The sequence below is a fragment of the Alphaproteobacteria bacterium genome (assembly GCA_033344895.1).
In the GTDB taxonomy this organism is placed as follows: domain Bacteria; phylum Pseudomonadota; class Alphaproteobacteria; order UBA8366; family Aestuariispiraceae; genus Pacificispira.
The window spans coordinates 3,726,074-3,750,875 of the sequence record JAWPMN010000001.1; the positions used below are offsets into that span (position 1 = coordinate 3,726,074).

Here is a 24,802-nt window from a genome sequence, read left to right on the forward strand (position 1 = left end):
GCGGCTAGAAGGGGCCGAGAGCCGTCAGGTGATTGTCCCAGGCGTGTCCCGGCATTTGTAAGAGCGGGTTCTGATTGTGCCAGAGCCCGCCCTTCCCATCGCTGAACAGGAACCCCTCTTGATAGGGAGCAATCCCACAGACATCATCGATCTCGAGACGTCGGGCGACCTCGCCGGATCGTCCGTCGAGGATATGGGCCAGGCCGCCGCGTGGTGAAGTGACCGCAACCTGTCCGGTCTTCGGATTCGCAGCCACCGACCCGATGTAGCGCCTGCCGCGACGCCCATCCATGCCGAGCGTGTCGACCGATTTCAGCGGCGCGCCCGGCCGCCCCACCGCAAGAACAGGGATGTCGTCTTCCATCTGCCCCTGATACTGGCCGCCGATCCAGACAGAGCCGTCCGGCGTTTCCGCAATGTGACGCAGCGACAGTTGACGCAGATCCGACGGCAATGCGTGCCTTTCCAGACACTCTCCTGTACGAATGTCGATCCTCGCCAGATTGGGGGACATCGTGGACAGGTTCAGTTTCTGCCGCGGAAAGTCCGGGTGAGTCTCGATGCCGCCATTGGCGACGATCGCACAACGACCGTCCAGGGACAGCAGGCATTGATGCGGACCGATGCCGAACGTCTCAAACTCCCCGACGCGCCGGTATTCGTCGGTGACATCGTAAATCCCCAGAACGCCTCGGCCCCTGTCGAAATCATTCTCGGACGCGAACAGCAAACGGCCGCTCGATGCATAGAAACCATGCCCGAAGAAATGCCGATCCCGCCGCGCCCTTACGATCCACCGAGCCATCCCCGCCTGCCGATCGACGATGACGATGGTTGTGCCGGGTCGGCGGGCGAAAAGCGCACAGAAGCGCCCATCCGGCGACACGGCGCCACCATGGCCCCGGCCGTCGAAGGGAAGTTCAAGCAGGGTCTGTCCGGTTTCCGAGACTAGGGTGGCGACATTTTCGCCGTCCGGCATTCGACGGGATGACAGGAATGTCGCCCCGGACGGGGACGCAAGGCTTTCTGCAGGCCAGGCCGTGCCTGCGGCCAGCAGAGAGAGGGCGGAACGTCGCGAGAGTTCAGTCGCCGTCGAGGGCATTGAATCCGACCGTCAGACCAAGTGCGTCGGCAATGTCTTCGGAAAGCAGGGCGATCGCGCTTCTCACTGGAATCCCGGCATAGACCAAGTGGCTGTGTCCATTCGACGATTCAACGACCGCCAAGACGTCTTCGTCCATCGCTTGTGCCGCAGCGATGGCATCTAGGGCGGTTCCCAACTCCCTGTGCAACTGGTCCGCAATCAGGGCGGTTTCACGATCCAGGATCGAACCCAATTGCCAGACCGCGATCAAACGGTTCACGCCGATCAGATTGTTTTCGATGGCTCTCAGAGCATGGCCCGAGCGCCAGAAGGGCAGGGTCTTCGGCTTCGCGTTTTGCGGCGCATCGCCTAGCGCAATCTCAAGTTTCAGGTCTGCTGTGGCCTGAAGTTGCTGCCGCGCCGCTTTCAGGAGCTCCTGCATGGCCTCGTCGGCATTGCGATAGATCGAATTGTCTTCCGCCGGGTGCCGCAGGCGGGACGCATATCCGTCCGGTGAGGACCATTCATCCCGCAACCGGATTGCAACATCCGCGATCGCGTTGGCCGTGGCGCGGGCATATCGGCAGCGGTGTGGGGCGCGCCCGTCGGCCAGCGTCTCACTTCCAGTACCGAACAGCGTGAATTCAAGGGCCGGGAGTCCCTGAACCGCGACGCTCTTCTGCTGAAGTGCGTGTCGATCGGTTGCGGATTCATCCGCGCTGTCGACAATGCGTTGAACCTGACGCAGTCCGCGTCCTCTAGGGTCCGGCCAGAAGAACAGCCGCTCGATCCTGTTATCCTCTCGGGCTGGACCGAAGCGGAACGGCTCCATTCTCGAGAAGGTAGCCACCAGCGTCTGGAAACGGGTCCGCGCGGCGGTGAGCGCGACGGCGCCCGGTGCATCACAAAGGGTGGAGATCGCGTCCGCCTGCTCTGTGGCTGCCCCGGCCAGCGCTTCATATCCGGGAACGATGACGTCATCGATCGAACGGTTGACGGCCCCCTGCAGGTCCAAGGGTTCCGCGGAGAGGGGAAGCGCAATCATTCCAAACAATGTTGCGGCCATCAGCGAAGGCAGTTTCCTTCGAAGCATCACAGGGACTCCAGAAAGCGGATCAGGTCGCGTCTTTCTTCCGGCGTAAGCCGGGTGACGGCATTCCGCGCAGAGTACGCCTCGCCGCCGTGCCAGAGGATTGCTTCCAACAGGGTGCGGGCGCGACCGTCATGCAGGAAGAAGGTATGACCGTTCACACGTTCAGTCAGACCGATGCCCCAAAGCGGCGGGGTGCGCCACTCTCTGCCGGAGGCGCTGCCGACAGGGCGACCGTCCGCCAACCCATCGCCCATATCGTGCAGAAGCATGTCCGTATAGGGCCAGATCAACTGAAACCGGTGTTCCTCGAACTCGGCCTCGCGGCTGGTGACATATTTCGGGGTATGGCATGCCGGACAGCCGAGCGCATAGAAATGCGCCTTGCCGCGAAGAACCGCCGGGTCGTCGACATGGCGCCGCGCCGGGACGGCCAGATTGCGTGCATAGTGCGACACCAGCTCCAGGACGGGCGGCGGTGCCTCCGTGGGGCCCAGACTTTCCTGTGTCCCGTGGGGCATGCCGATACACTTTGGCTGCTTGTCGGTACAATCGCCCCAATCGATCGGCAGACGGGGTGTAGAGAGCCCGATATCGCCGGCAAAGGCATGGGCGGATTGCTGTTCCACGTCCGGCATCGAGGCCTTCCAGCCAAACCGGCCCAGGATCATGGTCTCCGTTGCCGGGTCAAACACATAGCTCGGCCGTCCGGAAATGCCGTCGCCGTTGCGGTCCTCCGGATCCGCCTGGCGCAGAATGTCATCGGGATGGATCGCCTCCAGAAGTCCCAGGCCGATCATCGGAGACGCGATACGGGGCGACATCATGGTATCGGGATGCAATGGCCCGTATCCCAGATTCTCGATACTGTAGGAGGGTTTCCGCAGAACTACAGGGGGCTCGCCGTTCAGTTCGACGACGACATCCTCATAGGTTATCCGCATGGTTCCCTCTGCCGGGAGGCCGGGCACTGCGAGATCCTGCAGTTGGCCGCCATAGGTCGGCTCTGGAATGCGTGGAACACGGCCGCCTTCGATGGCTTCTTTCTCATCATCTGTCTGCGGCGGAATGGACAGGCGCAGGAACATGGAGACCGCGGAATCCTCCGGTCCGTTCGGCGGATGGCCGCGCCCGTCCTTCAAATGACATCTCTGACAGGATCGCGCGTTGAACAGGGGGCCAAGTCCGTCGGATGCGCGAGTGGAAGCGGGCGAGGCCACCCAAACTTTCCTGAACAACCCATTGCCCAGCTTGAAGTTCTGCTCCCCTTCGAAATCAAGATTTGCCGATGGGTGGGAAAAGGCATTGCCGTCCGGCGTTGCCATTGACGTTGCCGCACCCGCGGACATGACCTCGAAACTCTCCGGCTTGTCGAATGCGGTCGCCGGTTTGACCACGGCCGCCACCCGGCCGCGATCTGTGGCGGATAGGTCGGTCCGTCCCGGTTCCTGTGCCGCAATTTGGGGGACAAGGAGGCTCAGGAAGAGGGTAGAGACGAACGCCAACGCCGTGGTCTTCGGACAATGAAGAATCATTGCGCGCATGAAACCCTCTGAACTTCCGCTGAGACCGAAATCCGGACGGAATTTCTCCCGTCCGGATAACCGCCTGATGCGATGACGGACTTACTGGAAAACGGCGTTCGGGTTGTCGAGGCTGTCGGAGCCTTCGAACTCAATTGCGGACAATCCCAGCGTTGCAACGGCGCGTTCGATGGAGCGCGTCTGGTCGACAAGGGCGTCGACGACGGCCTGGACAACGGCATTGCCGGTCGCGTTTCCTTCACCGATCATCTGATCGTAAGCCTCGATGGACTCCGCTCGTGCGCGCATGACCGCCAGAGCAGCGACGCTGTTATTCAGTTTGGTGCGCAATTCCTGATCCAACCCGGCATTCAGATCGCGCAACAGGTCTGAAATGGAAGGGCCCGATACGACCGATCCATCGATGCGTCGGTATGTGCCGGTATAGACGTTTCGAATGCCGATCTGATCGAAGTAATGGGAATCGTGCGTGTTGTCCGAGAAGCAGTCATGCTCTTCTTCCGGATCGTGCAGCATCAGGCCCAGTTTGATGCGCTCACCCGCCAATTCCCCATAGGACAGCGACCCCATGCCGGTGAGGATCGACGATAGGCCCTGTTTCGGGTCCTCCAGCAAGGCGGCGCGCGCAGCGCCATCGGCCTGCCAGTTCCCGACCATTTCCTCCAGGTCCGCGATCAAGAGCGTCGAAGCCGCCTTCAGATAGGCGGCACGGCGGTCACAATTGCCGTTGGTGCAGTTTTCAACGTCGAAGTCGCTGGCGGGGCGGGTGCCGGCGCCGGCCTCAGAACCGTTCAGATCCTGCCCCCAGAGCAGGAACTCAATCGCATGGTAGCCGGTGGCGACATTCGCCTCGACCTCTTCGGCTTCATGCAATGTCTCGGACAGTAGCGTCGGCGTTATCCGCGTTGCGTCGACTTTGGTACCGTTCACGGTCAGTTTCGGATTGGCGATGACGTTTACGGTGTAGAGGGCATTGGCGTCGGATTCACTGCCGTAGGACGTGGCGACATAGTCGATCAGTCCTTCGTCCAGCGGCCAGGCGTTCACGCGTCCTTCCCAGTCGTCGACGATGGCGTTTCCGAAGCGGTAGGCCTCGGTCTGCTGATAAGGCTCGCGCGCGGCAATCCAGGCGGCCCTTGCCGTCAAAAGGGTTGCGGTACTGGGCGCTGCGATCAAGGCATCGATTGCGCTGTCCAGAGCGCGCGCGGTAATGAGGGAATCCTCGTAGCCGGCATGGGCAATATCCGAATAGGTGTTCAGCACCGCTTCCGGATCAGCTGCCTGTGCGGTCATCATTGGAAACGTCGCGAAGGCTGCTGCGACCAGGGTATTCTTGACTGCGCTCAAGGGGACTCTCCCGATTTTGAGAATGCTAGTGAGAGTCAATTGCATTTCAATGATGGCGAGTCAACAGAGAGGTGACACGAACGGAACCGGTCCGAATTACACCTCTTGCCGATCAGGCCTGCATCGCGGCGGATAGATGGCGGTATCGGGAAATCATCCTGGATTTCGCCTCGTCCGGACGGAGGGGCGTCGGATCGAACGGTCCGCTGGAGCCGACCGACGGAGCCTTGCCCCAAAGCTTGCGGGCTTCCTTTTCCGAGAAGCCGGCGATGCCCGTTGCCTCGATGCGGGCCGCTTGAAGGTCGGCCTTCTTGATCAGTTTCTTGAGGGACGGGGGCGTTTGAGAGGGCAGGCCGAAGCGGATGTGTATCGCCGTCTGAAGCCGATCTTCCAGGGCGCGGTAGTCAATTCCAATCGCTGCCTTGAAGGGCGAGATCATGTCGCCCACAACATATTCCGACGCGTCGTGCAGCAGCGCCATCAGTCGCTGGGAGGCGGTCAATTTCGGGTTCAGCTCCACGGCAAGGGCTTCAACCATAACGCTGTGCTGTGCGACCGAAAAGGCCCAGTCGCCGGTCGTCTGGCCGTTCCAGCGGGCCACCCGGGACAGTCCATGCGCAATGTCTTCAATTTCGATGTCGACAGGGCTGGGATTCAAGAGATCCAGCCGGCGGCCGCTCAACATGCGTTGCCACGCCCGTTTGGTTTCCGCACCGGCCGTCATGTCAGATAGGGCTTCAACCATTTCAGGCCCGACCAGGTATCTTCCCGGGGAAGATACTCACATCCGATCCAGCCATTGTATCCCAGCCGGTCGAGACGATCGAAGAGGGCCGGATAATTGACTTCCCCGGTGTCCGGCTCGTTGCGGCCGGGCACACCGGCGATCTGAATATGCCCGATGATACCGATATGACGCTCGATGGTTGCCATCAGGTCGCCCTGCATGATCTGGCGGTGATAGATGTCGAGCTGCAGGGCGAGGTTGGAGGCCTGAACATTGTCCATGATGCGGATCGCCTGTTCGGTCCGGTTCACCACATATCCCGGCATGTCGCGTGTGTTGATCGGCTCGACCATCAGCGTGATACCGCCGCGCTCCGCATGGGGGGCTATGCGGCGAAGATTCCCTTCCAGGGCCGAATGGTGAACCCGCTCGTCCAGGGTGACTGGAGCGATTCCGGCCATTACATGAAGGCGTTCGCATTCCAATATTGCGGCATAGTCCATGGCGGTCCGGAACCCGCGTTCGAACTCCGCCTCGCGACCGGGCAGGGCGCCGATACCGCGGTCCCCGCGCGCCCAGTCGCCGGCCGGAACGTTGAACAGCACGACCTCGACGCCGGCCTTCTCTCGGGCTTCGGCGACTTCTTCCTTGGCGTGTTCATAGGGAAACTGGAACTCGACGCCGGCGAAACCGGCCTCCCGCGCCGCATCGAAGCGCTCCAGAAACGGCACTTCGGTGAACAACATCGACAGGTTGGCCGCGAAACGGGGCATGAAGTCCTTTCCCGGGCAGGGACGATCAGGGGCGTCGAACCGCTCTGAGTTCGGTTTCCTCCGCCCGGCGAATATGCGCTCTTAGGTCCGGCAAGGTCCAGACCCGTGTGGACATATCCGTGGCATTGCAGTGCAGGATCCTGTCCGGTGCGGTCAGAATGCCGACATGCCCGGGCCAGAAGGCGAGGTCGCCGCGTTGAAGCGGAGCCTCTTCAAAGTCGATCTCGGTGCCGACCAGTCTTTCCTGCATGTCGGAATCCCTGGGGCATGTTATGCCGCAGGCGGACAGGGCAAATTGAACCAGCGCGGAACAATCCATGCCTTCGCTGGACCGACCGCCCCAGAGGTAGGGTGTTTCCAGAAAGCGTTCCGCAACGGCGACGGGATCCCGTTCGCGATGATCCACCGCCACCAGATGGGCGGAATAGAGCCACTGGCCGTCAGCGATCTGAGACCAGCGTCCGCTGACATCCACCACATGGACCAAGGCGCCGTGAGGCAGCGCAGCGACGGCGAACCGTTTCAGTTCCGGTGCCGGATAAAGATGGGTCCGGCGGGCGGCGACCCGATGTGTCGGTGACGGCTCGGAATAGGAAAGGGCCGTTGCGTCGACATAGCCGACATATCCATCCAACTGAGACTGCACCCAGGACCAGCCGTCGCTGGTGTCATAGACCGTAACCGGTTCTCCGAACAGGAATTCCGTATCCCGCGGCCGGGCCGCATCCGGCGCCGGCCTTACCGGCAGGACAGGGTGGACCACACGTGCCGTTTCGCCTGCGACAAAGCGGGTGGCCTCGACCTGGCCCTGGAGCGACTGGGCAGCGAGGTCCGGTCGGTAGGCGTTGAGGCGTCGGTCGAGGTCGCTCAATCGAACAGCTTGTCGATTTCGTCCTGGGAAATCGACGCTTCCTTCTGAAGGGCCGGTCCGTTCAACAGGGCATCGTCGCCCTGCGGTTTGTCCTCCTGGGCGAACTCGCTGGCCAGCCGATTGATCTCGTCATGACCCCAGAGGTCGATCATCTTGTTCACCCGCTCCTCGACGAATTTCATCGACCGGACGATCTTGGTCACACGCTGGCCGGTGATGTCCTGGAAGGTGCAGGCCTCGATCGCTTCCATGGTCTTCTCGCTGATCTGGTCGCACAGCGCGCCACGCGCCTTGGGGTCGTCGGTTGTGCGGATTTCCTCAACCAGACCATCGACGGATTCCATGTGTTCCAGAATGGAATGGGTCGCCGTTTCCGTCGCGCCGACAATGGCGTCCAACTGGTCGGCCATGGTTTCGAACCGCGTCTGGTTGCCGTCAGCGGCGACCATATGGGCGATTTCTTCCCTGAAACGCTTGATGTACTGGACGAGACTGACGATCTCGGACTTCAGTTGCTTGTCGTTTGCGTGCCGTTCCGGCATCCGACTTCCCCCTAAAACGCTTTGAACGCGAGAATGGTGAAGGTATCCCGAACGCCCGGCAGTTTCTGGATATGGTCGGTGACGAAACGCCCGACATCCAGGTCTTCCGGCAGATAGCACTTCATCAGCAGATCGTACTGCCCCGACGTCGAATAGACCTCAGACACATGCTCCACGGATTCGACCGCCTCGGCGGCGGTGGTGTAGGCCTCCCCCAGGTCGCATTTCACCTGAACGAATAACGTGCGCATGATGGATCGGTCTCCTCATCGAACTGTACAGACAGTTGGAGAATGCCCCGCGCAACCTGCGCGGTGCAAGGAAAACCCGGTCTGCGGAATGGCTTACCGCGCGCGCAGCAGGAAGGCCGGAACCTGCTCGGTCTTGCCGAACGGGACGTCCGAAATATCGGGCAGGGGATCGTCGTTGGCTTCGGCAGCGGCGCTGCGCTCCCGGCCGCCGCGACGGCCCTTGCCTTCGCGTGCTTCGTCTTTCGCCGGCGCATTCTTGCTGCGGGATCGCGATCCGCGTCCCCGCTTGGCGTCCGCCTTCTGTGGCTGAGCCTCATCCTCCGGCCCGGTTTCGGTCCGCGGCTCATCGTTGCCGGTCTTCGCTTCGGCGTCTTCGGCCTGTCCGGCCTCCGTGACCTGCGGGATCTTCTTCCCGATCAGCTTCTCGATCGCGTCCAGATACTTGCTGTCGTTGTCGCTGGCGAAGGTAATCGACACACCGCTGCGCCCGGCACGGCCGGTCCGGCCGATCCGGTGAACGTAGTCCTCCGAATGGGACGGGACGTCGTAATTGAAAACGTGGCTCACGGACGGAATGTCCAGGCCGCGTGCGGCGACGTCGGAACAGACCAGGATGTTGATCTCGTTCTTCTTGAACTTGTCGAGCCATTCGAGGCGCTTGTACTGATCCATGTCGCCATGGAGGGCACCGGCCGAAAAACCCGCCTGTTCAAGGGCGCGGTAGAGCGATGCCACATCACGCTTCCGATTGCAGAAGACGAGTGCGTTCTTGATCGTATCGTCCTGAAGCAGACGATAGAGCGTCTTGCGCTTCTGTCGCCCGTCGACCTTCATCAGACGCTGCTCGATCGTGTCGGCCGTGCTGGCCGGCGGCGCGACGGTAATTTCCTTCGGGTTGCTGAGGAACTTCGACGCCAGCTTGCGGATTTCCGGCGGCATGGTGGCGGAGAACATCAGCGTCTGACGCAGCGGCGGCATCAGCGAGACCAGTTTCTCGACATCGGGGATGAACCCCATGTCGAGCATGCGGTCGCCCTCGTCGATGACCAGAATCTTCACGTCGGTCAGGATGACCTTGCCGCGCTCGCAATGATCCAGCAGGCGTCCCGGCGTTGCGATCAGGACGTCGACACCGCGATTGATCTTGGCTTCCTGCTCCGCAAATGACACGCCGCCGATCAGCAGGGCCATGTTGAGCTTGTTATACTTCCCGTAGGTCTCGAAGTTGTCCGCGACCTGTGCGGCAAGTTCCCGCGTCGGCTCCAGGATCACCGTCCGCGGCATCCGCGCCCGGCCACGTCCCTGGGACAGGATGTCGATCATCGGTAGGGTGAAGGACGCGGTCTTGCCCGTCCCGGTCTGTGCGCAGCCCAGTATATCCCGGTTCATCAGGACATAAGGGATCGCTTTCTCTTGAATCGGCGTCGGGGTTTCATAGCCCGCGTCGCTGATCGCGCGCAGGATGGGGTCACTGAGACCGAGATCGGCAAAAGTCGTCGCCATGCGTTCCTTCTCGCCGGTTTATTGCGTCAGAATCGACCAAATCCGGCGTCTTCGATTGCGCCGGACTATAGGCCGCGCGCCTTTCCTGTCAACGACAGCCCAATATCTCTTACCTTGCAGGGGCGCACGATTGCCCAACTGTTGCCCTATGGCTACGGTCTGCGGGTCTGTCGGACCCTGTTTGGATGGAAAGGTGACCCATGCTGATTGATGCTAAGCAATCTCTGCTCCTGACAATCGATGTTCAGGAGAGGCTGTTGCCGGCGATTCACGAGGGCGACCGGGTTCTGGCGAACTGCCTCAAGCTGATTGAGGCCGCCCGCCGGCTCGAGATTCCAGCTCTCTGCAGCGAACAGTATCCGAAGGGACTCGGTCCCAGCGTGCCTGAACTGAAGGCCGCCCTCGCGTCCGACGAGATCATGCCGAAGCTTCATTTCTCCTGCGCGGCCGATCCTGACATGGCGCGACGGATCGCGGAATCCGGTCGACGACAGCTGATCCTCTGCGGTGTCGAAGCCCATGTCTGCGTGTTGCAATCCGCCTTTGGCTTTCGGGAGGCCGGATATGACGTCTTCGTCGTTCTGGATGCTGTTTCCAGCCGGTCGCCGGATAGCGTCGCGGCAGCCAGGGATCGTTTCCTGGCCGGCGGCGTTTCCGTGGTGACATTGGAGATGGTGCTGTTCGAATGGCTGCATCAGGCGGCGACGCCGGAATTTCGGGATCTGCGGGGCCTGATTACCTGATTGTCGGGAAATCTCTGACCAGACAGTTCAGGCAACGATCGCGTCGGTCCAGTGGCGGGTCGCTGGGCAGCAGTTCCCGGACCGCGAGGGCGAATGCGTCGTTGAATGCCTCATTTCCCGGTGTGGCGCCTTCGGGGAACCTGAGCCAAAGCGAGCTGAGATCCCGATCCCGCTTGCAATAGACGATCAACGCCTCGTCGGCATAGCGGCTGCCAGGATCGGGCTTTGTCTCGCCGCGGCACAGATAGGCACCGATCGCATCGGGCGGTGGCTGGAACAGCACTTCGATGCGTCCCGGGCCGATGTCTGGATTGTTCGGTCTGTCGGTAAAGGTGATCGGAAGTCCCGGGTTGCGACCGCTCATCGCCGCGCCCACTGCGTTCGAAAGTTTCTTCCCATCGATGCGGTACGGATTACCGGAAACCGACAGGGGCATCTCCTTGCCGCCGTGAAACGCCATCAGTTCCAGAAAATCGTAGGAGCTGGCAAAATGCTGATTATACAGCGTTCCACCGGAACAGGCGGTCAGCGTCAGAGCTAGGGCGGCGAAAGACAAAAATCGGCGCATCGACATACTCCAGTCCCAATCCGTCCCTTGCACGGATATGGTGAGGAGGGGCAAAAACGCCAGAGCCCGCGATGCGATGTCTAGACGTCCAAGTCCTCGATGAACCGGGCATTGTCCTGAATGTACTGGAACCGCAGTTCCGGCTTCTTGCCCATCAATGTCTCGACGATCTTGGCCGTGCGGCGGCTTTCCTCCAGCTCGTCCTCACGGCTTCGGTCGGGCAGTTCGACACGCAGAAGGGTGCGTTTGGCGGGATCCATCGTCGTTTCGCGCAGTTGCTGCGGCGGCATCTCGCCCAGGCCCTTGAAGCGACTGATATCAACCTTCGCGTTCGGTTTGAACTCGGCCTTGATCGCGGCGTCCTTTGCGGCGTCATCCATGGCATAGACCGATTTTCCGCCATGGGTCAGGCGGTAAAGCGGCGGCTGCGCCAGGAACAGGCGGCCGGATTCAACAAGGCCGGGCATCTCGCGGTAGAAGAATGTCATCAGCAGGGAGGCGATATGCGCGCCGTCGACGTCGGCATCGGTCATGATGATGACCCGTTCGTAGCGCAGCTTGTCCAACCGGAAATCCGCCCGTGTGCCGCAGCCCAGCGCCTGGATGATGTCCTTCAGTTCCTGGTTCTGCTTCAACTTGTCAGCCGAAGCTGATGCAACGTTCAGGATCTTGCCCTTCATTGGCAGGATCGCCTGGGTCTTCCGGTTGCGTGCCTGTTTGGCGCTGCCGCCGGCACTGTCGCCCTCGACCAGGAAGATTTCCGTACCTTCGGCGCTTTCGTCCGAACAGTCCGCCAGTTTGCCGGGCAACCGCAGCTTGCGGGTCGGCGTCTTGCGGCGCTGCTCCTTCTGCTGCTTGCGGCGCTGACGTTCGTCGACTCGCTCCAGAATTCGCTCGAGCAGATCGTTGGCGGAGGCCGGGTCTTCGGCCAGCCAATGATCAAAGCGGTCCTTCAGTGCGCTTTCGACCATCTTGCCGGCTTCGACGGAAACAAGCTTTTCCTTGGTCTGTCCCTGGAACTGTGGATCCGGGATGAAGACCGACAGCATGATACAGGCCTCGCCCGTGACATCGTCACCGGTTATCTGGGCGGCCTTCTTGTTGCCGACGAGTTCGCCGTAGGCGCGGATCGATTTAGCAAGCGCCGAACGCATTGCGCTTTCATGGGTTCCACCCTGCGGGGTCGGCACCGTGTTGCAATAGGTGTGACAGAACCCGTCGCCATCGGCCGGCCAGTGAATGGCCCATTCCATCTGGCCAACGCCGTCCTGCGCCTTCCAGCCGGCCGCAAAGGGGCGGGGGGTGATCGTCGCCCGTGCCCCGAGGGTAAAGGTCAGAAAATCCTTCAGACCGCCCGGGAAATGCAGCACGCCCTTTTGCGGTACCTCGCTGCCTTCCGCCAGCAGGGACGGCGCGCAACTCCAGCGGATCTCGACACCCTTGAACAGATACGCCTTGGACCGGGCCATCTTGTAGAGGCGTTCCGGGTCGAAACGGGTCTTGTCGCCAAAGATCTGTCCATCCGGCTTGAACGTGACCGTGGTGCCGCGCCGGTTCGGCGCATCACCGACCTTCGAGAGCTTGTCCTGGGCAAGGCCGCGAGAGAAGTTCTGGCGATAGAGCGTACGGTCGCGCGCGACCTCGACCATCAGGCTTTCCGAGAGGGCATTCACGACGGAAATGCCCACACCGTGCAGGCCGCCGGATGTGGCATAGGCCTTACCCGAGAACTTGCCGCCGGAATGGAGGGTCGTCAGGATGACCTCCAGCGCCGATTTGTCCTTGTATTTCGGGTGCGGATCGATCGGGATGCCGCGGCCGTTGTCGCGGACCGTGCAGGTCCCGTCTTCGCCCAGTTCCAGTTCAATCCGGCTGGCATGCCCGGCGACCGCCTCGTCCATCGAGTTGTCCAGCACTTCGGCCACCAGATGATGGAAGGCACGCTCGTCGGTGCCGCCGATATACATGCCGGGTCGGCGTCGAACGGGCTCAAGCCCCTCGAGAACCTCGATGTCCTTGGCGGAATAGTCTGCGCCCTTGGCGCCGGAGTTCTGGAAAAGATCGCTCATATCGGCATTATACGGTCAGGCCCGGCTCTATCAAGCCTATAAGGTATAGGATGTGTGTCGGTGGCACTAGATATAGGATACGCGTCATGAGTGATTCGTCCCAGAACGAGCCCCGCGGGGAACTTCAGATCCGCACCCTCGCCATGCCGGCGGACACCAATCCGTCCGGCGATATATTCGGCGGTTGGGTGCTGTCGCAGATGGACGTTGCCGGCGGGATCCTGGCGGCGACAAAGGCAAATGGGCGCGTTGCGACCGTGGCCGTCGACGGGATGACCTTCTATCTGCCGGTCTTCGTCGGTGATGTCGTTTGCTGCTACGGTGACGTCGTGCGCATCGGACGGACGTCCATCGCCGTCAACGTGCAGGCCTGGGCGCTGCGGGCCAAGACCAACGAGAGATGCCTGGTCACCGAAGGCGTCTACACCTATGTCGCAATCGGCGATGATCGTCGGCCGCGACAGATCGGAGACTGACCGGGAGGTCACTATGCGTCGCATCCTGTCCATGGCCGCACTCCTCTTCACCTGCAGCTTTCCGGCTGTTGCGGATGAGGCCGATGTCCTGGCGGTCGACATCACGGCGCAGGGGAACGGTACCTATCGCTTCGACGTCACGGTCCGGCATGCCGACGAGGGCTGGGATCATTACGCCGACGGTTGGGAGATCCTGACCGAGGACGGGACCAGCCTAGGCTATCGGAAGCTGCACCACCCCCACGTCAATGAACAACCGTTTACGCGCTCCCTGTCCGGCGTCGAAATTCCCGACGGGGTCGACCGGGTCGTCGTGCGTGCCCATGACAGTGTCCACGAATGGGGTGGGGCGGAGATGACGGTGACGGTGCCGCGCGACTAGACGTCGCCGCCGATATCCTCGGCCTGCATCAAGGGGAGCCAGTCGAGCCTGCTGCTGCAGTAGTACTGCCGCGACGGGACGAGATTTCGCCGATCGTCCAAGGTACCGACACGAACGCCATAAACCTTCGGGCCGTCGGCGTTCGGCGCGGAATAGATCGGGGAACCGCAGGTCGGGCAGAAACTCTGCTGCCGTTCACGGCCGCTGTCGGCGATCTTCACGTAGACGGTCGGCTCTCCCTTCAGCAGGGTGAGGCCGTCCGGAGCGGTGAAGGCGACGGTGCGATAGGCGCTTCCGGACAGGGATTGGCAATCGGTGCAGTGACAGATGATGACGTCGGCGGGATCGATTTCCGCCTCGTACTCAATGCCGCCGCAATGACACCGCCCGGTCATGCGCATGAGATCATCCGGCCTTTTTCTGAACCTGCTTCCCCAGATAGGGCGCCAGATAGCGACCTGTATGGGACCGGTCCGCCTTGACGATTTCTTCTGGTGTGCCCTGCGCAACGATCTCGCCGCCGCGCGTGCCGCCGTCCGGACCAAGATCGATGATCCAGTCGGCGGTCTTGATGACCTCCAGATTGTGTTCGATCACGACCACGGTGTTGCCGGAATCGACCAGTGTTTGAAGGACTTCCAGCAGTTTGCTGACGTCATGGAAATGCAGTCCGGTCGTTGGCTCGTCGAGGACATAGAGCGTCCTGCCGGTCGCCTTCTTCGACAGTTCCTTGGCCAGTTTGACGCGCTGCGCCTCGCCGCCGGACAGGGTCGTCGCCTGCTGACCGACCTTGATATAGCCCAGGCCGACACGCTGCAGAGTGACCAACTTATCCCGGATCGACGGCACGGCCTTGAAGAATTCCGCCCCTTCGTCGACGGTCATCTCCAGGACGTCGGCAATGGATTTGTCGCGATACTGAACTTCCAGCGTTTCGCGATTGTAGCGGTGCCCATGGCACTGGTCGCACTGCACGTAGACGTCGGGCAGGAAGTGCATCTCGATCTTGATGACGCCGTCGCCCTGGCAGGCTTCACAGCGGCCGCCCTTGACGTTGAAGCTGAAACGACCCGGCTGGTAGCCGCGTGCCTTCGCTTCCGGCAGTCCGGCGAACCAGTCGCGGATCGGTGTGAAGGCACCGGTATAGGTCGCCGGGTTCGAACGCGGCGTCCGGCCGATCGGGGACTGATCAATGTCGATGATCTTGTCGAGGAAATTCATGCCCTCGATCTTGTCGTGGTGGCCGGGATGGTCGCGGCTTCCCATCAATGCGCGGGACAGGGCGCGCTGCATGGTTTCGATGATCAGCGTCGACTTGCCGGAACCGCTGACCCCGGTGACGACCGTCAGGGTACCCAGCGGAATGGTCGCGTCGACGTTCTGAAGGTTGTTCTCGCGCGCGCCGAACACCTTCAGGAGCTGGCCCTTGTGCCCCTTGCGGCGCTTCTTCGGGACTTCGATCTGCTTCATGCCGGTCAGGTACTGCGCGGTCAGGGAACGCGGGTTCTGCATAACTTCCGCGGGCAGACCCGCCGCCACGACTTCGCCGCCATGCACCCCTGCGCCGGGGCCCATATCGACCAGATAATCGGCCGCGCGGATCGCATCTTCATCGTGCTCCACGACGATCACCGTGTTGCCGAGGTCCCGCAGCCGACGCAGCGTTTCCAGCAAACGGTCGTTGTCGCGCTGGTGCAGGCCGATGGAAGGCTCGTCCAGCACATAAAGCACGCCGGTCAGGCCCGACCCGATCTGAGAGGCGAGGCGGATACGCTGGCTTTCCCCGCCACTCAGCGTGCCGGAGTTCCGGCTGAGGGTCAGGTAGTCCAGTCCGACATTGTTCAGGAAGCCCAGCCGCTCGTTGATTTCCTTCAGGATACGATAGGCGATTTCCTTCTGCTTGTCGGTCAGGTGGTCGTCCAGGCCTTCGAACCAGGCGCCGGCATCGGCGATGGACATCTGCCCCACCTCGCCGATATGACGCCCGCCGACCTTCACAGCCAGGGCCTCCGGTTTGAGCCGGTGGCCGTTACAGGCTGGGCAGGGGGTCACTGTCTGATACTTGGACAATTCCTCGCGCGACCAGTTGGACTCGGTTTCGCGATATCGGCGCTCCATATTCGGAATGACGCCTTCGAAAGGTTTCTTGGTCTTGTAGGAACGGAGACCATCGTCATAGCGAAACTCGATCGCCTCCTCGCCACTGCCATGCAGGACGCAGTTCCGTACCTTCTCGTCCAGTTCCGCGAATGGCGTTTTCAGCGACGCCCCATAATGACGGACGATCGCTTCGAGCGTCTGCTTGTAATAGGGGGATGACGAGGTCGACCATGGCGCAATCGCCCCCTGCCAGAGGGATTTGGTCTTGTCCGGGACGATCAGATCGACATCGAATTCCATATCCGTGCCCAGACCGTCGCAGGTCGGGCAGGCACCGAACGGGTTGTTGAAGCTGAACAGTCGCGGCTCGATCTCCTCGATCGTGAAGCCGGAAACAGGGCAGGCGAACTTGGCGGAAAAGATCGTCTGATCGCCGCCATCCGCATTTTCCGCAAACAACAGCCCATCCGAAATGCCGAGGGCGGTTTCGATCGAATCCGCGAGGCGCTGCTCCAGCCCTTCGCGAACCACCACGCGGTCCACGACCACGTCGATCGTGTGTTTCAGCTTTTTGTCGAGCGCCGGGACGTCCTCGATCTCGTAGAACTTGCCGTCGACCTTCACGCGCTGGAACCCGCGTTTCTGAAGTTCGCCGAACTCTTTTCGATATTCCCCTTTGCGACCCCGCACCAGCGGCGCCAGCAGGTAAAGGCGCGTGCCTTCCTCCATCGCCATGATCCGGTCGACCATCTGGGATACGGTCTGGCTTTCGATCGGCAGGCCCGTGGCCGGGGAATAGGGGACCCCGACGCGCGCCCACAGAAGGCGCATATAGTCATAGATCTCGGTCACGGTCCCGACGGTGGATCGCGGGTTGCGCGACGTCGTCTTCTGCTCGATGGAAATCGCGGGTGACAGACCTTCGATCAGGTCGACATCCGGCTTCTGCATCATCTCCAGGAACTGCCGGGCATAGGCCGAGAGGCTTTCGACATAGCGGCGCTGCCCGTCGGCATAGATCGTATCGAATGCAAGGGAGGATTTGCCGGATCCGCTGAGCCCGGTGATCACCACCAGCTTGTCCCGGGGCAGGTCGACATCGACGTTCTTTAAGTTGTGCTCACGCGCGCCGCGAACTGAAATCGTGTCGTTGACCATGAACCTCACCGGTTTTGAGCTGAGAAATTTGAGCAAGGGAATATAGGGGACCATTCCGTGAACTTCGAGTCCGGATGCTGCATCGCAGCCAGTTATCCCCAGGAATTGCTGACACCTGTTGTCATTCTTCCGGCCCCCGTCGGCGCGTCAGCGCAATTTCGGCAAGAATTTGTTAAATCTCGTCGCCCGAGTGGAAAATTTATTAACGAAATCTTGGCTATTTTCGGTGATCTGTGAGTCGGTGAGTTTACGCAGTGCAAAGATGTGGGGAATTGCAACATGGCGTTGGCGACGGAAGCCGGGACTAACGGGCCAGATGAGGGGGGCTCGACGACCCGTTTCGGATTGCGGGTGAAGCTGCTCCTGGCGATGGGGGTAATTGCCGCTACAACAGTGATTTCGGCGGGGATCAGCGGTCTGTCCTTTGATCGGATTTCCGATCAGATGAACCTGTTCAGCTCCCGGACGTTGTCAGACCTTGAAGCCGCGCAACGGGTCAGCGCGCTGGGCCCCAGCGTCGGCGCCGGCGCGGCAAACCTGATCGCGTCGCCCAGCGAGGCGGAACGCATCCAGCGCTTTGAGCGATTGCAGCAGGACATCGCCGAGTTGCGTCAGGTGGTGCAGAACCTTTCCGGCGCCGACGCGTCGGATGCTGACATCCAGGCGACCATCGAATCCCTGGCCGCCAATCTGAGATTGATCAATGACGCCGTCGGCCGCCGCACCTCACAGGAACAGGCTGTCGCCGCGGCTTTTGAAGAGATCGCCACCGCGCGCAAGGCGCTGAACGACCAGCTTGGGCCGTATATCGAGGAACTGAGTGGCAATGTCGGCGACAATTTCAACAACATGCTGACCCAGCCCGACAAGATGATGGAGTTCTTGTTCCCGTTATATGGCGCCTACGGCAAGGTACAGGTGCTGCATACGGTTCAGGCCTTCTCCGATCAGATCATGACGCATGTCGTCACCATCGCGACCGCGCCGACGGAAGCGCGCATGCGTGAAGCGGATGCCGAAGCGCAGGAACTGCTGCGCTGGGCCTCCGACACGCGATCGGCGCTCAACGCGGATTTCACGGAATCGGGGCGGGCCGTCGCGGAACTGCTCAAGGCATTCTTCGAGGTGCTCGGCAAGGAAAAGGGCCTCGCCTTTCATCGGGCTCAGGTTTTCGCAGTTCAGGCGGAACTGGAAACGTTGATGGCCGAAAACCAGCAACTTGTTGCCAAGCTTGAAGATTTTACACTGGATGCCGCCGGGGCGGCGGCTCAGGGCGGTCGGGAGTCCATCGGCCTGGTCGAGGACACGGTCCTGCAATCGGAGATCTGGTTGATTGCGATCAGCATCCTGTCGATCGCTCTGGCTTTCGGCATCGGCTACTTCTATGTCGGCCGCATGGTGGTCGGGCGCCTGCTGAACCTCTCCGACGCGATGGAGCGCATTGCCGGCGGCGATCTGGACTCTGAAATCGATACCCGCCAGGGCGACGAAATCGGCAATATGAGCCGGGCGCTGGTGACGCTCCGCGAAAACTCCCGCAAGGTCGAGAGCCTTCGGGCCGAGAAGGAAGTTGCCGACCGAAATGCGGAACGCGAACGGCGCGCCGCCCTGAACCGGTTGGCCGACGATTTCAACAGCCGCGTTTCCGCCATTGTTCAAAGCGTGGATGTCGCCGTTTCCGGGCTGACCGATGCGGTGAACGGCATGGCGCAGGATACATCGCGCTCCGCGGAACAGGCCCGTGCGGCTTCCCGATCGGCGCAGACCTCGGTGGATCGGATCGGCAGCGTGTCGCAGACGTCTCTGGAACTGTCCGAATCCATGCGGGATATGAGCGCCCGCACCAGTGAGGCGTCGCGCATCTCGGGCTCTGTCACGCAGGATGCGGAGCGAACGGATACGGCAGTGGAATCGCTCTCGGAAGCCGCTGCCCGGATCGGCGACGTCGTTGCCCTGATCTCCGATATTGCCGAACAGACCAATCTGCTGGCGCTGAATGCAACGATCGAGGCGGCGCGAGCGGGTGAGGCCGGAAAGGGATTTGCCGTCGTGGCGAACGAGGTGAAGAGCCTGGCCAACCAGACCGCATCCGCGACCGGCGACATCGTGGCCCAGGTCGATGCCATCAAATCGGCGGTGCGCGAAGCGGCGGATACGACCAAGCTGGTGACCGAAGGGGTCGGCAATGTCGACCGCGTCGTCTCGGAAATTGCCGACGTCACCCAGCGTCAGACGGATGCGACGGCGGCCATTAATGAGACCATGCAGTCGACCTCTCAGGAGATCGAATCCGTGAACGGGCAGGTCGGCAGCATCATGGCCGCCTCCGAACAGGTTCAGTCGGCATCCGACGCCCTGGTCCGCGGAGTCGGCGAAGTTCGTCAGAGCACGGGTGATCTGGCCCGCGAACTTGAACGGTTCGTGACGGATATTCGTCGGGACGATTCCGAGGCCCGTGCGACCTGATCAGTTCGTGTTCAGGAAGTCCCCGATACGCTCGATGGCGCGCAGAATGTTCTCCTGGGAGTTCGCGTAGGAAATCCGCAGGTAGCCTTCACCGTGGATGCCGAAACTGGTGCCGGCAATTGCCGCGACATGCGCTTCGGTCAGCAGCTTGTCCTGCAAGGTGCGGGCATCCAGTCCGGTGCCCGAAATGTTCGGAAAGGCATAGAAGGCCCCGCCTGGATCGACACAGGATACGCCCGGAAGGTCGTTTAGCGCGGCAACGGTCGCTTTGCGCCTGGCGTCGAATGCCGTCACCATGTCCCGGGCGGCATCCTGCGGCCCCTCTAGAGCGGCAATCCCGGCATACTGGGTGGCGGCGTTGACGCAGGAATGGTCGTTGATTGCTAGCCGGGTTGCCTTCTCGACCAGTTTCTCCGGCCACACGGCATAGCCCAGACGCCAACCCGTCATCGCATAGGTCTTCGACCAGCCGTCCAGCATGATCGCGCGGTTCGCCAGATGCGGATACTGGAGGATCGAACAGTGCTGCCGGCCGTCATACAGCATGCAAGAATAGATTTCGTCGGACAGGATCGCGACGTCCGGATGCCGCTCCAGCCCGGCGGCAAGCTTGTCCATTTCCGCCACCGGCGTGACCCCGCCCGTCGGATTGGCCGGACTGTTGACGATGATCAGGCGGGTTTTCGGCGTGATGAGGGACAGCAACTCGTCGGCGGAAAAGGCGAAGCCGTTTTCCTCGCGCAGGGGCAGGGGGACCGCCCTGGCGCCGCTGAACTCGATCGCGGATCGATAGATCGGGAAACCGGGGTCCGGATAGATGATTTCCGCACCGGGCTCTCCGAACATCAGCATGGCGAAGAACATCGTGACCTTGCCCCCGGGCACGACAACGACCCGGTTCGGGTCGACTTCGACACCGTGGCGGCGTTCCAGGTCGGCGCTGATGGCTTCCCGCAAGGCCGGAATACCGTTGGCCGGCGTATAGCCGTGATGCCCGTTGCGCAGGGCCTTTGCAGCGGCCTCTACGATATGCGGCGGAGTCGGAAAATCGGGCTGGCCGATGCCGAGATTGATCATGTCCGCGCCACGCGCACTCAACGCATTCGCCTTGGCAAGGACGTCGAAGGCGGTTTCGGTGCCGAGGCGGTCCATGCGGGCGGCGAGTAGGGGCATGTCGGTCAATCTCCTGTCGGTCAGCGGGCCACGCAGAAATGCGGGCCGAGATTAGGACCAAGGTGGAGGGCTCTGCAAGGCGGCGGTCGTCCCGCTGCGTCCAGGCATGCGTGGGGTCTGATCCGGCAGAGGTACGGTAGGAAAGGGCTAGTCGTCTTCGTCCACGCCGATATCGAACAGTTCGGTGGCGGCGAGGGTGGAGATATCCAGAAGCTTGTGATTTCGCGGGTCGTCGGGATCGATCATGTTGGAGATTCGCGAATACATCTCGGGTATCTGCGCTTCCGTGCCGTTGGCCATTGTCTGTCGGATGCCGTAGCGAATCTGACTGCGTTCCTTGTCGCTCAGGCGGCTCAGCATGCTTTTGGTGATCCAGATCGAACCGTCCCGGGAAAAGTCGCTGAGGCGTGACGCCCGATTGATCGTGTCACCTAGGGCGGTGAATTCGATGAATGTCGGCCCCTCGAAGGTTCCGAACCATTCCTCGCCCTGCTCAAGGCCGAAATTCAGGTGCAATGTGGTGCCCCAGTTCTTCCGGCTCTGCCATTCGCGGTTTACCTTGCGCATGGCCGCGCGCATCTCGAACGAGCACTGAATGGCGTTCAGGATATAGTTCGAATCGGGCTGCGGCAGGAAGTAGTACAGCATGCCGTCGCCTGCATGCTTGCCGTAGGTGGCGTAATACTTCCGCAGATAGGGCTGCATCGTCGTCCAGATCGAGTTGATCAACTCGAAATACTGCTCGGGCGGCAGTTCGGCGCAAATGCGCATCGAACTCTGCAGGTCCGCCACCAGGACGGCGAGAGAGGTCACATAGGGCCGTCGAACCCTCAGCAGGTCGCGAATGACGATGTCGCGACGGCTGAGCCAGCTCATGAAGCTTTCCTGCTCCCGCGCTTCCGGGGCAATCGTGAAAAAGATCCCCTCCCGGAAGAAGGTTGCGTAAAGCCTGTGCCACTTCTGCGGCTCGTCGCGCGCGGCCAGATTGACCTCCGCGTCGCTGGTCATCTGATGGGTCGGCACCGCCTGGACGCGGTCATAGAGCTGACCCAACAGTTCGGCTTCGCGCGAATCCAGATGCGGGTTGCTGAGGAACAGGAATGCCTTCGACGCCCTGCGCTTGGCGATTGTCAGGTGGAACTTCAGCAGTTCCGGCAGGCCATCCGCGTTCCGGGCGATCGGACTCGACAGCAGCAGGTTGAACAGGCTCGAATCCTCGATGGCCGGAGGCAGGCCGTCCGGCCTGCCGAACAACTCCTTCAGGGCAAATTCGTTTGCCCATTCGACCTGGAACTTGTGATTGATCAGATAGGCCGGAGTCGAAAGATCCTCGACCGACAGATGACGCAGAACGCGCTCCGTATCGGTCCCGGATTCCCCGCGGCCCCCCGACAAGGCCGTCAGTTTTGACGGACTCGGTCCGGACGGATCATGCGAATCCAACATTTTCCCCTCCCTCACTCGCGGTGTTCTGCCGCAGAGTGGATGGTGGCGGACTTCTGCCGCCGGAACAGGCCCTGCCAGACCCGGTCCCAAATAAATCCGGTCAATTTGGATTCACTCGCAAGCTGGGACTGTGGAAATTTATTCAAATATTCAATGGTGTAAACAGGTATTCGCAACTGAAGCCTAAGAAAGTGCAAGTGAATCCATATCTAGTATTTCCGTTGGATTCGACCCCCAATTGCGGTTCGGTTTTGAGGGGCAATCGGACGATACCATCGCTTGACGGGACCGCGCCCACGGCGTAAAAGCGCCGCCGCTGAGGGCGTACTGTCGGTCCGTCCCATGGTGGCTGTAGTTCAGTTGGTTAGAACGCCGGATTGTGATTCCGGAGGTCGTGGGTTCAAGTCCCATCAGCCACCCCAGCTTTCCCGGAAAATCAAGGCGTTATGGACGCGGCGGCGGGATCTGCCGACGGCTGATCGCGCGTATCTGGAATCGAGACGGTGCCAGGGCGTGACGAACGGCGTCGCTGACGGCGACGGGCGATCCGTCAATCTGGGCGGCGATGAGGTCCGCCGCCAGAAATGCCCCCTGAAACCCCCGTGCGCCAAGCGCCGCGAGCGCGAAGAGGCCTGACCGATAGGTTGCCTCGGGCATTCCCTCGCCAGGTTTTCCATCCGCGAGACCGGCATAGTGCCGGGAGTATGTTTTCGCATCCTGAACCGGCCCCACAAGCGGCAGGTGGTCACCGGTATCGCAGCGCAATCCGGTCCATGCCGTTTCGACCCGGGCGTCGAATTCGGACAGGAGTTGGTCGTGACGGCGCAGAAGGTCTGCGCTCTCCTGATCGGAAACCGGGACAGGGGCCAGCGGCGCGCGGGGCGTCGCGGTCGCGCCCAGGGCGAACCGGCCCTCGCTGTCCGCCGCGGTCATATATCCGTCCTTCATCACCGCCTGCGTCGGACCGTTCTCACTGCGAAGGATCAGACATTGTCCCGATCCGATGCGCATGCCGTATCCGCCCGGTGCAGCCGGTAGAAGCGCGGCGGTGCCGGGACCACAGGCCAGAATGACCGCTTCCGCCTCATGGATGATACGGCCGTCCCCCGCGATGATCTGCCACCCGTCGGCGTGCTGCCGGATGTCCGCAACGTCCCTTTCAATGGCTGCATGTGCGCTGAGGCGAGTGAGAAGCCGGTCGGGGTTGATGGCGCCGGCCTTTGAGAGGGACAGGCCGCCTGGAAGGGTGCCGTCCGGTGCAAATTCGGCCAGATCAGTAGACGGCCAGTTCAGGGCGTCCTTCAGTTTCTGAAGCTTGATGAGATCGGATTGTGTACCGGCTGCAATCCTCAATCCCCTCGGCCCCGCCCAGATGTCGCCGTCGTCCAGCGCGTCGAGTTCCCGGACGGCATCCCAGAACGCCTGGCGCCAGAATGTTGCAAAGGGCTGGTCGCCGCGGATCAACTTCGGCGCGATCAGGGCGCGGGGCAGGGTGCTGGCGGCGTAGGCGCGGCTTGCGCGGCCGGCAATGCGGACCGGCGATCTGTGCCGGTCCCGCAGGGCACGCTCGACCGCCCGAGCGGCGATACCGTCCCCGATAATGGCAATCCGGCTATCCTGGGACAGTGGGGCGGGCTGGGCGTGCCAGGGTGGTCCGCTCCACGCGACGGGGCCGGTATAGGTCGCGGTGACGCAGTCCCGCTTGCGCCCAAAGCCCGGACGCTTGGAGACCTTGAAGCCCTGATCGGACAGACCGCGCCGAACCGCGCCGGCCGCGGTGAAGGTCGCCAGCTGCGCGCCCTCAGCGCTGTTGCGGGCGACCTGTTTCAGAACTTCGGGTCGCCACATCTCCGGATTGCGGGACGGGGCGAAGCCATCCAGGAACCAGGCGTCTGCCCGGAATGACATGGACGAAAGCATCTCGGCCGCTTCGCCGATCATGACGATCAGCCTCACCCGACCTTCGGCGAGGCGTATTCGGTGAATGCCGGGCACGGCGCCGGGCCACGCGGCGACCAATTGCTGAGAGCGTGCCAGATGTTCGGGAAAGGCCGCATGCGCACGGCGCATCGACTCCCTGCCCATCGGATAGGCCTCAACGGACAGGAAATCCAGATGGGCTCCATCGGATGCGTCCCGCGCCCAGGCGGCCCAGGCTTCCAGAAAGTTCAGACCGGTGCCGAAACCCGTCTCGGCGACACAGAGCCGTTTCCGTCGGCAAAGGTCGCCGAAATTCGTGCCCTCCAGAAAGGTGTGACGCACCTCTCCGCGCGGGTCGTCGACGGAGTAGTAGACATCGGCGAACCGCGTCGCAAAGGGCACGGTGCCGCGCCATTCCAGGCTGTCATCTTGCGGAGGCGTCGTCATGATTGCCGAGGATATGCCTCAAGCGGCCTGATCCGGGCAAAGGAAATTCGGGCAAAAGAAAAGCGACGACACGATTCGGGCCTACACTTAATCTCATCGGCCGTCATCGTGCGTCGCCAGGA

General features: G+C 61.7%; 21 protein-coding genes and 1 tRNA gene. 5 read left to right on the forward strand and 17 right to left on the reverse strand.

The annotated features are described in order from the left end of the window. Positions 1 to 4 precede the first annotated feature (4 nt). From R8L07_17825 to R8L07_17870, 10 genes are all read right to left on the reverse strand, one after another. Complete coding sequence (locus R8L07_17825) at positions 5 to 979, reverse strand: DUF1513 domain-containing protein (protein MDW3207400.1); 975 nt, start codon at positions 977 to 979, stop codon at positions 5 to 7. A gap of 103 nt (positions 980 to 1,082) precedes the next feature. Continuing rightward, positions 1,083 to 2,150 carry an imelysin family protein gene (locus R8L07_17830; protein MDW3207401.1) on the reverse strand — a complete coding sequence of 356 codons (1,068 nt, stop codon included), beginning with the start codon at positions 2,148 to 2,150 and terminating at the stop codon, positions 1,083 to 1,085. Positions 2,151 to 2,176: 26 nt separating this feature from the next. Next, positions 2,177 to 3,718, reverse strand: a complete 1,542-nt coding sequence (locus tag R8L07_17835) for a di-heme oxidoredictase family protein (protein MDW3207402.1) — start codon at positions 3,716 to 3,718, stop codon at positions 2,177 to 2,179. Between the two features lie 81 nt (positions 3,719 to 3,799). Continuing rightward, the gene (locus tag R8L07_17840; protein ID MDW3207403.1) at positions 3,800 to 5,014 is read right to left on the reverse strand and encodes an imelysin family protein; all 1,215 of its coding nucleotides are present in this window, start codon (positions 5,012 to 5,014) and stop codon (positions 3,800 to 3,802) included. A 163-nt stretch (positions 5,015 to 5,177) separates the two neighbouring features. Further along, entirely contained in the window at positions 5,178 to 5,789 is a 612-nt protein-coding gene (locus R8L07_17845; protein MDW3207404.1) for an HD family hydrolase, read from the reverse strand. Then, positions 5,786 to 6,565, reverse strand: a complete 780-nt coding sequence (otnI, locus tag R8L07_17850) for a 2-oxo-tetronate isomerase (GenBank protein MDW3207405.1) — start codon at positions 6,563 to 6,565, stop codon at positions 5,786 to 5,788. Before otnI ends, R8L07_17845 begins: the two co-directional genes overlap by 4 nt. A gap of 25 nt (positions 6,566 to 6,590) precedes the next feature. Then, positions 6,591 to 7,436: an NlpC/P60 family protein gene (locus tag R8L07_17855; GenBank protein MDW3207406.1), complete on the reverse strand. Its 846-nt coding sequence runs from the start codon at positions 7,434 to 7,436 to the stop codon at positions 6,591 to 6,593. After that, on the reverse strand, positions 7,433 to 7,978 hold the full coding sequence (locus R8L07_17860) for a protein phosphatase CheZ (GenBank protein MDW3207407.1): 546 nt from the start codon (positions 7,976 to 7,978) through the stop codon (positions 7,433 to 7,435). Before R8L07_17860 ends, R8L07_17855 begins: the two co-directional genes overlap by 4 nt. 11 nt (positions 7,979 to 7,989) lie before the next feature. Then, entirely contained in the window at positions 7,990 to 8,229 is a 240-nt protein-coding gene (locus R8L07_17865; protein MDW3207408.1) for an Lrp/AsnC ligand binding domain-containing protein, read from the reverse strand. 93 nt (positions 8,230 to 8,322) lie between these two features. Beyond that, a complete protein-coding gene (locus tag R8L07_17870) occupies positions 8,323 to 9,732 on the reverse strand; it encodes a DEAD/DEAH box helicase (GenBank protein ID MDW3207409.1) in 1,410 nt (469 codons plus the stop codon). 200 nt (positions 9,733 to 9,932) lie between these two features. Here R8L07_17870 and R8L07_17875 point away from each other — a divergent pair, with 200 nt between their 5' ends. Next, positions 9,933 to 10,475, forward strand: a complete 543-nt coding sequence (locus R8L07_17875; protein MDW3207410.1) for a hydrolase — start codon at positions 9,933 to 9,935, stop codon at positions 10,473 to 10,475. Here R8L07_17875 and R8L07_17880 read toward each other — a convergent pair. Both R8L07_17880 and parE read right to left on the reverse strand, forming a co-directional pair. Then, positions 10,468 to 11,043 carry a hypothetical protein gene (locus tag R8L07_17880; protein ID MDW3207411.1) on the reverse strand — a complete coding sequence of 192 codons (576 nt, stop codon included), beginning with the start codon at positions 11,041 to 11,043 and terminating at the stop codon, positions 10,468 to 10,470. The two genes, R8L07_17875 and R8L07_17880, sit on opposite strands and share 8 nt — an antisense overlap. Before the next feature lie 80 nt (positions 11,044 to 11,123). Continuing rightward, complete coding sequence (gene parE, locus R8L07_17885; GenBank protein MDW3207412.1) at positions 11,124 to 13,112, reverse strand: DNA topoisomerase IV subunit B; 1,989 nt, start codon at positions 13,110 to 13,112, stop codon at positions 11,124 to 11,126. Between the two features lie 86 nt (positions 13,113 to 13,198). On the opposite strand from parE, the gene R8L07_17890 reads away from it, so the two are divergent. Together R8L07_17890 and R8L07_17895 are read left to right on the forward strand one after the other, a co-directional pair. Further along, complete coding sequence (locus tag R8L07_17890) at positions 13,199 to 13,588, forward strand: acyl-CoA thioesterase (protein ID MDW3207413.1); 390 nt, start codon at positions 13,199 to 13,201, stop codon at positions 13,586 to 13,588. 13 nt (positions 13,589 to 13,601) lie between these two features. Further along, positions 13,602 to 13,970: a hypothetical protein gene (locus tag R8L07_17895; protein MDW3207414.1), complete on the forward strand. Its 369-nt coding sequence runs from the start codon at positions 13,602 to 13,604 to the stop codon at positions 13,968 to 13,970. Here R8L07_17895 and R8L07_17900 read toward each other — a convergent pair. Both R8L07_17900 and uvrA read right to left on the reverse strand, forming a co-directional pair. Then, positions 13,967 to 14,365, reverse strand: a complete 399-nt coding sequence (locus R8L07_17900) for a GFA family protein (GenBank protein ID MDW3207415.1) — start codon at positions 14,363 to 14,365, stop codon at positions 13,967 to 13,969. The genes R8L07_17895 and R8L07_17900 overlap by 4 nt on opposite strands. Before the next feature lie 10 nt (positions 14,366 to 14,375). Beyond that, entirely contained in the window at positions 14,376 to 17,228 is a 2,853-nt protein-coding gene (uvrA, locus tag R8L07_17905; GenBank protein ID MDW3207416.1) for an excinuclease ABC subunit UvrA, read from the reverse strand. Positions 17,229 to 17,507: 279 nt separating this feature from the next. On the opposite strand from uvrA, the gene R8L07_17910 reads away from it, so the two are divergent. Further along, the gene (locus R8L07_17910) at positions 17,508 to 19,694 is read left to right on the forward strand and encodes a methyl-accepting chemotaxis protein (GenBank protein MDW3207417.1); all 2,187 of its coding nucleotides are present in this window, start codon (positions 17,508 to 17,510) and stop codon (positions 19,692 to 19,694) included. On the opposite strand, the gene R8L07_17915 is transcribed toward R8L07_17910, so the two are convergent. Together R8L07_17915 and R8L07_17920 are read right to left on the reverse strand one after the other, a co-directional pair. Further along, the gene (locus tag R8L07_17915; GenBank protein ID MDW3207418.1) at positions 19,695 to 20,867 is read right to left on the reverse strand and encodes a pyridoxal phosphate-dependent aminotransferase; all 1,173 of its coding nucleotides are present in this window, start codon (positions 20,865 to 20,867) and stop codon (positions 19,695 to 19,697) included. Positions 20,868 to 21,014: 147 nt separating this feature from the next. Continuing rightward, on the reverse strand, positions 21,015 to 22,313 hold the full coding sequence (locus tag R8L07_17920; GenBank protein ID MDW3207419.1) for an adenylate/guanylate cyclase domain-containing protein: 1,299 nt from the start codon (positions 22,311 to 22,313) through the stop codon (positions 21,015 to 21,017). A 345-nt stretch (positions 22,314 to 22,658) separates the two neighbouring features. Between R8L07_17920 and R8L07_17925 the strand changes: the two genes are divergently transcribed. Continuing rightward, positions 22,659 to 22,735 (forward strand) — tRNA-His (locus tag R8L07_17925). A gap of 22 nt (positions 22,736 to 22,757) precedes the next feature. Here the strand turns inward: R8L07_17925 and mnmD are convergent. Further along, positions 22,758 to 24,680: a tRNA (5-methylaminomethyl-2-thiouridine)(34)-methyltransferase MnmD gene (gene mnmD / locus R8L07_17930; GenBank protein MDW3207420.1), complete on the reverse strand. Its 1,923-nt coding sequence runs from the start codon at positions 24,678 to 24,680 to the stop codon at positions 22,758 to 22,760. Positions 24,681 to 24,802 lie beyond the last annotated feature (122 nt).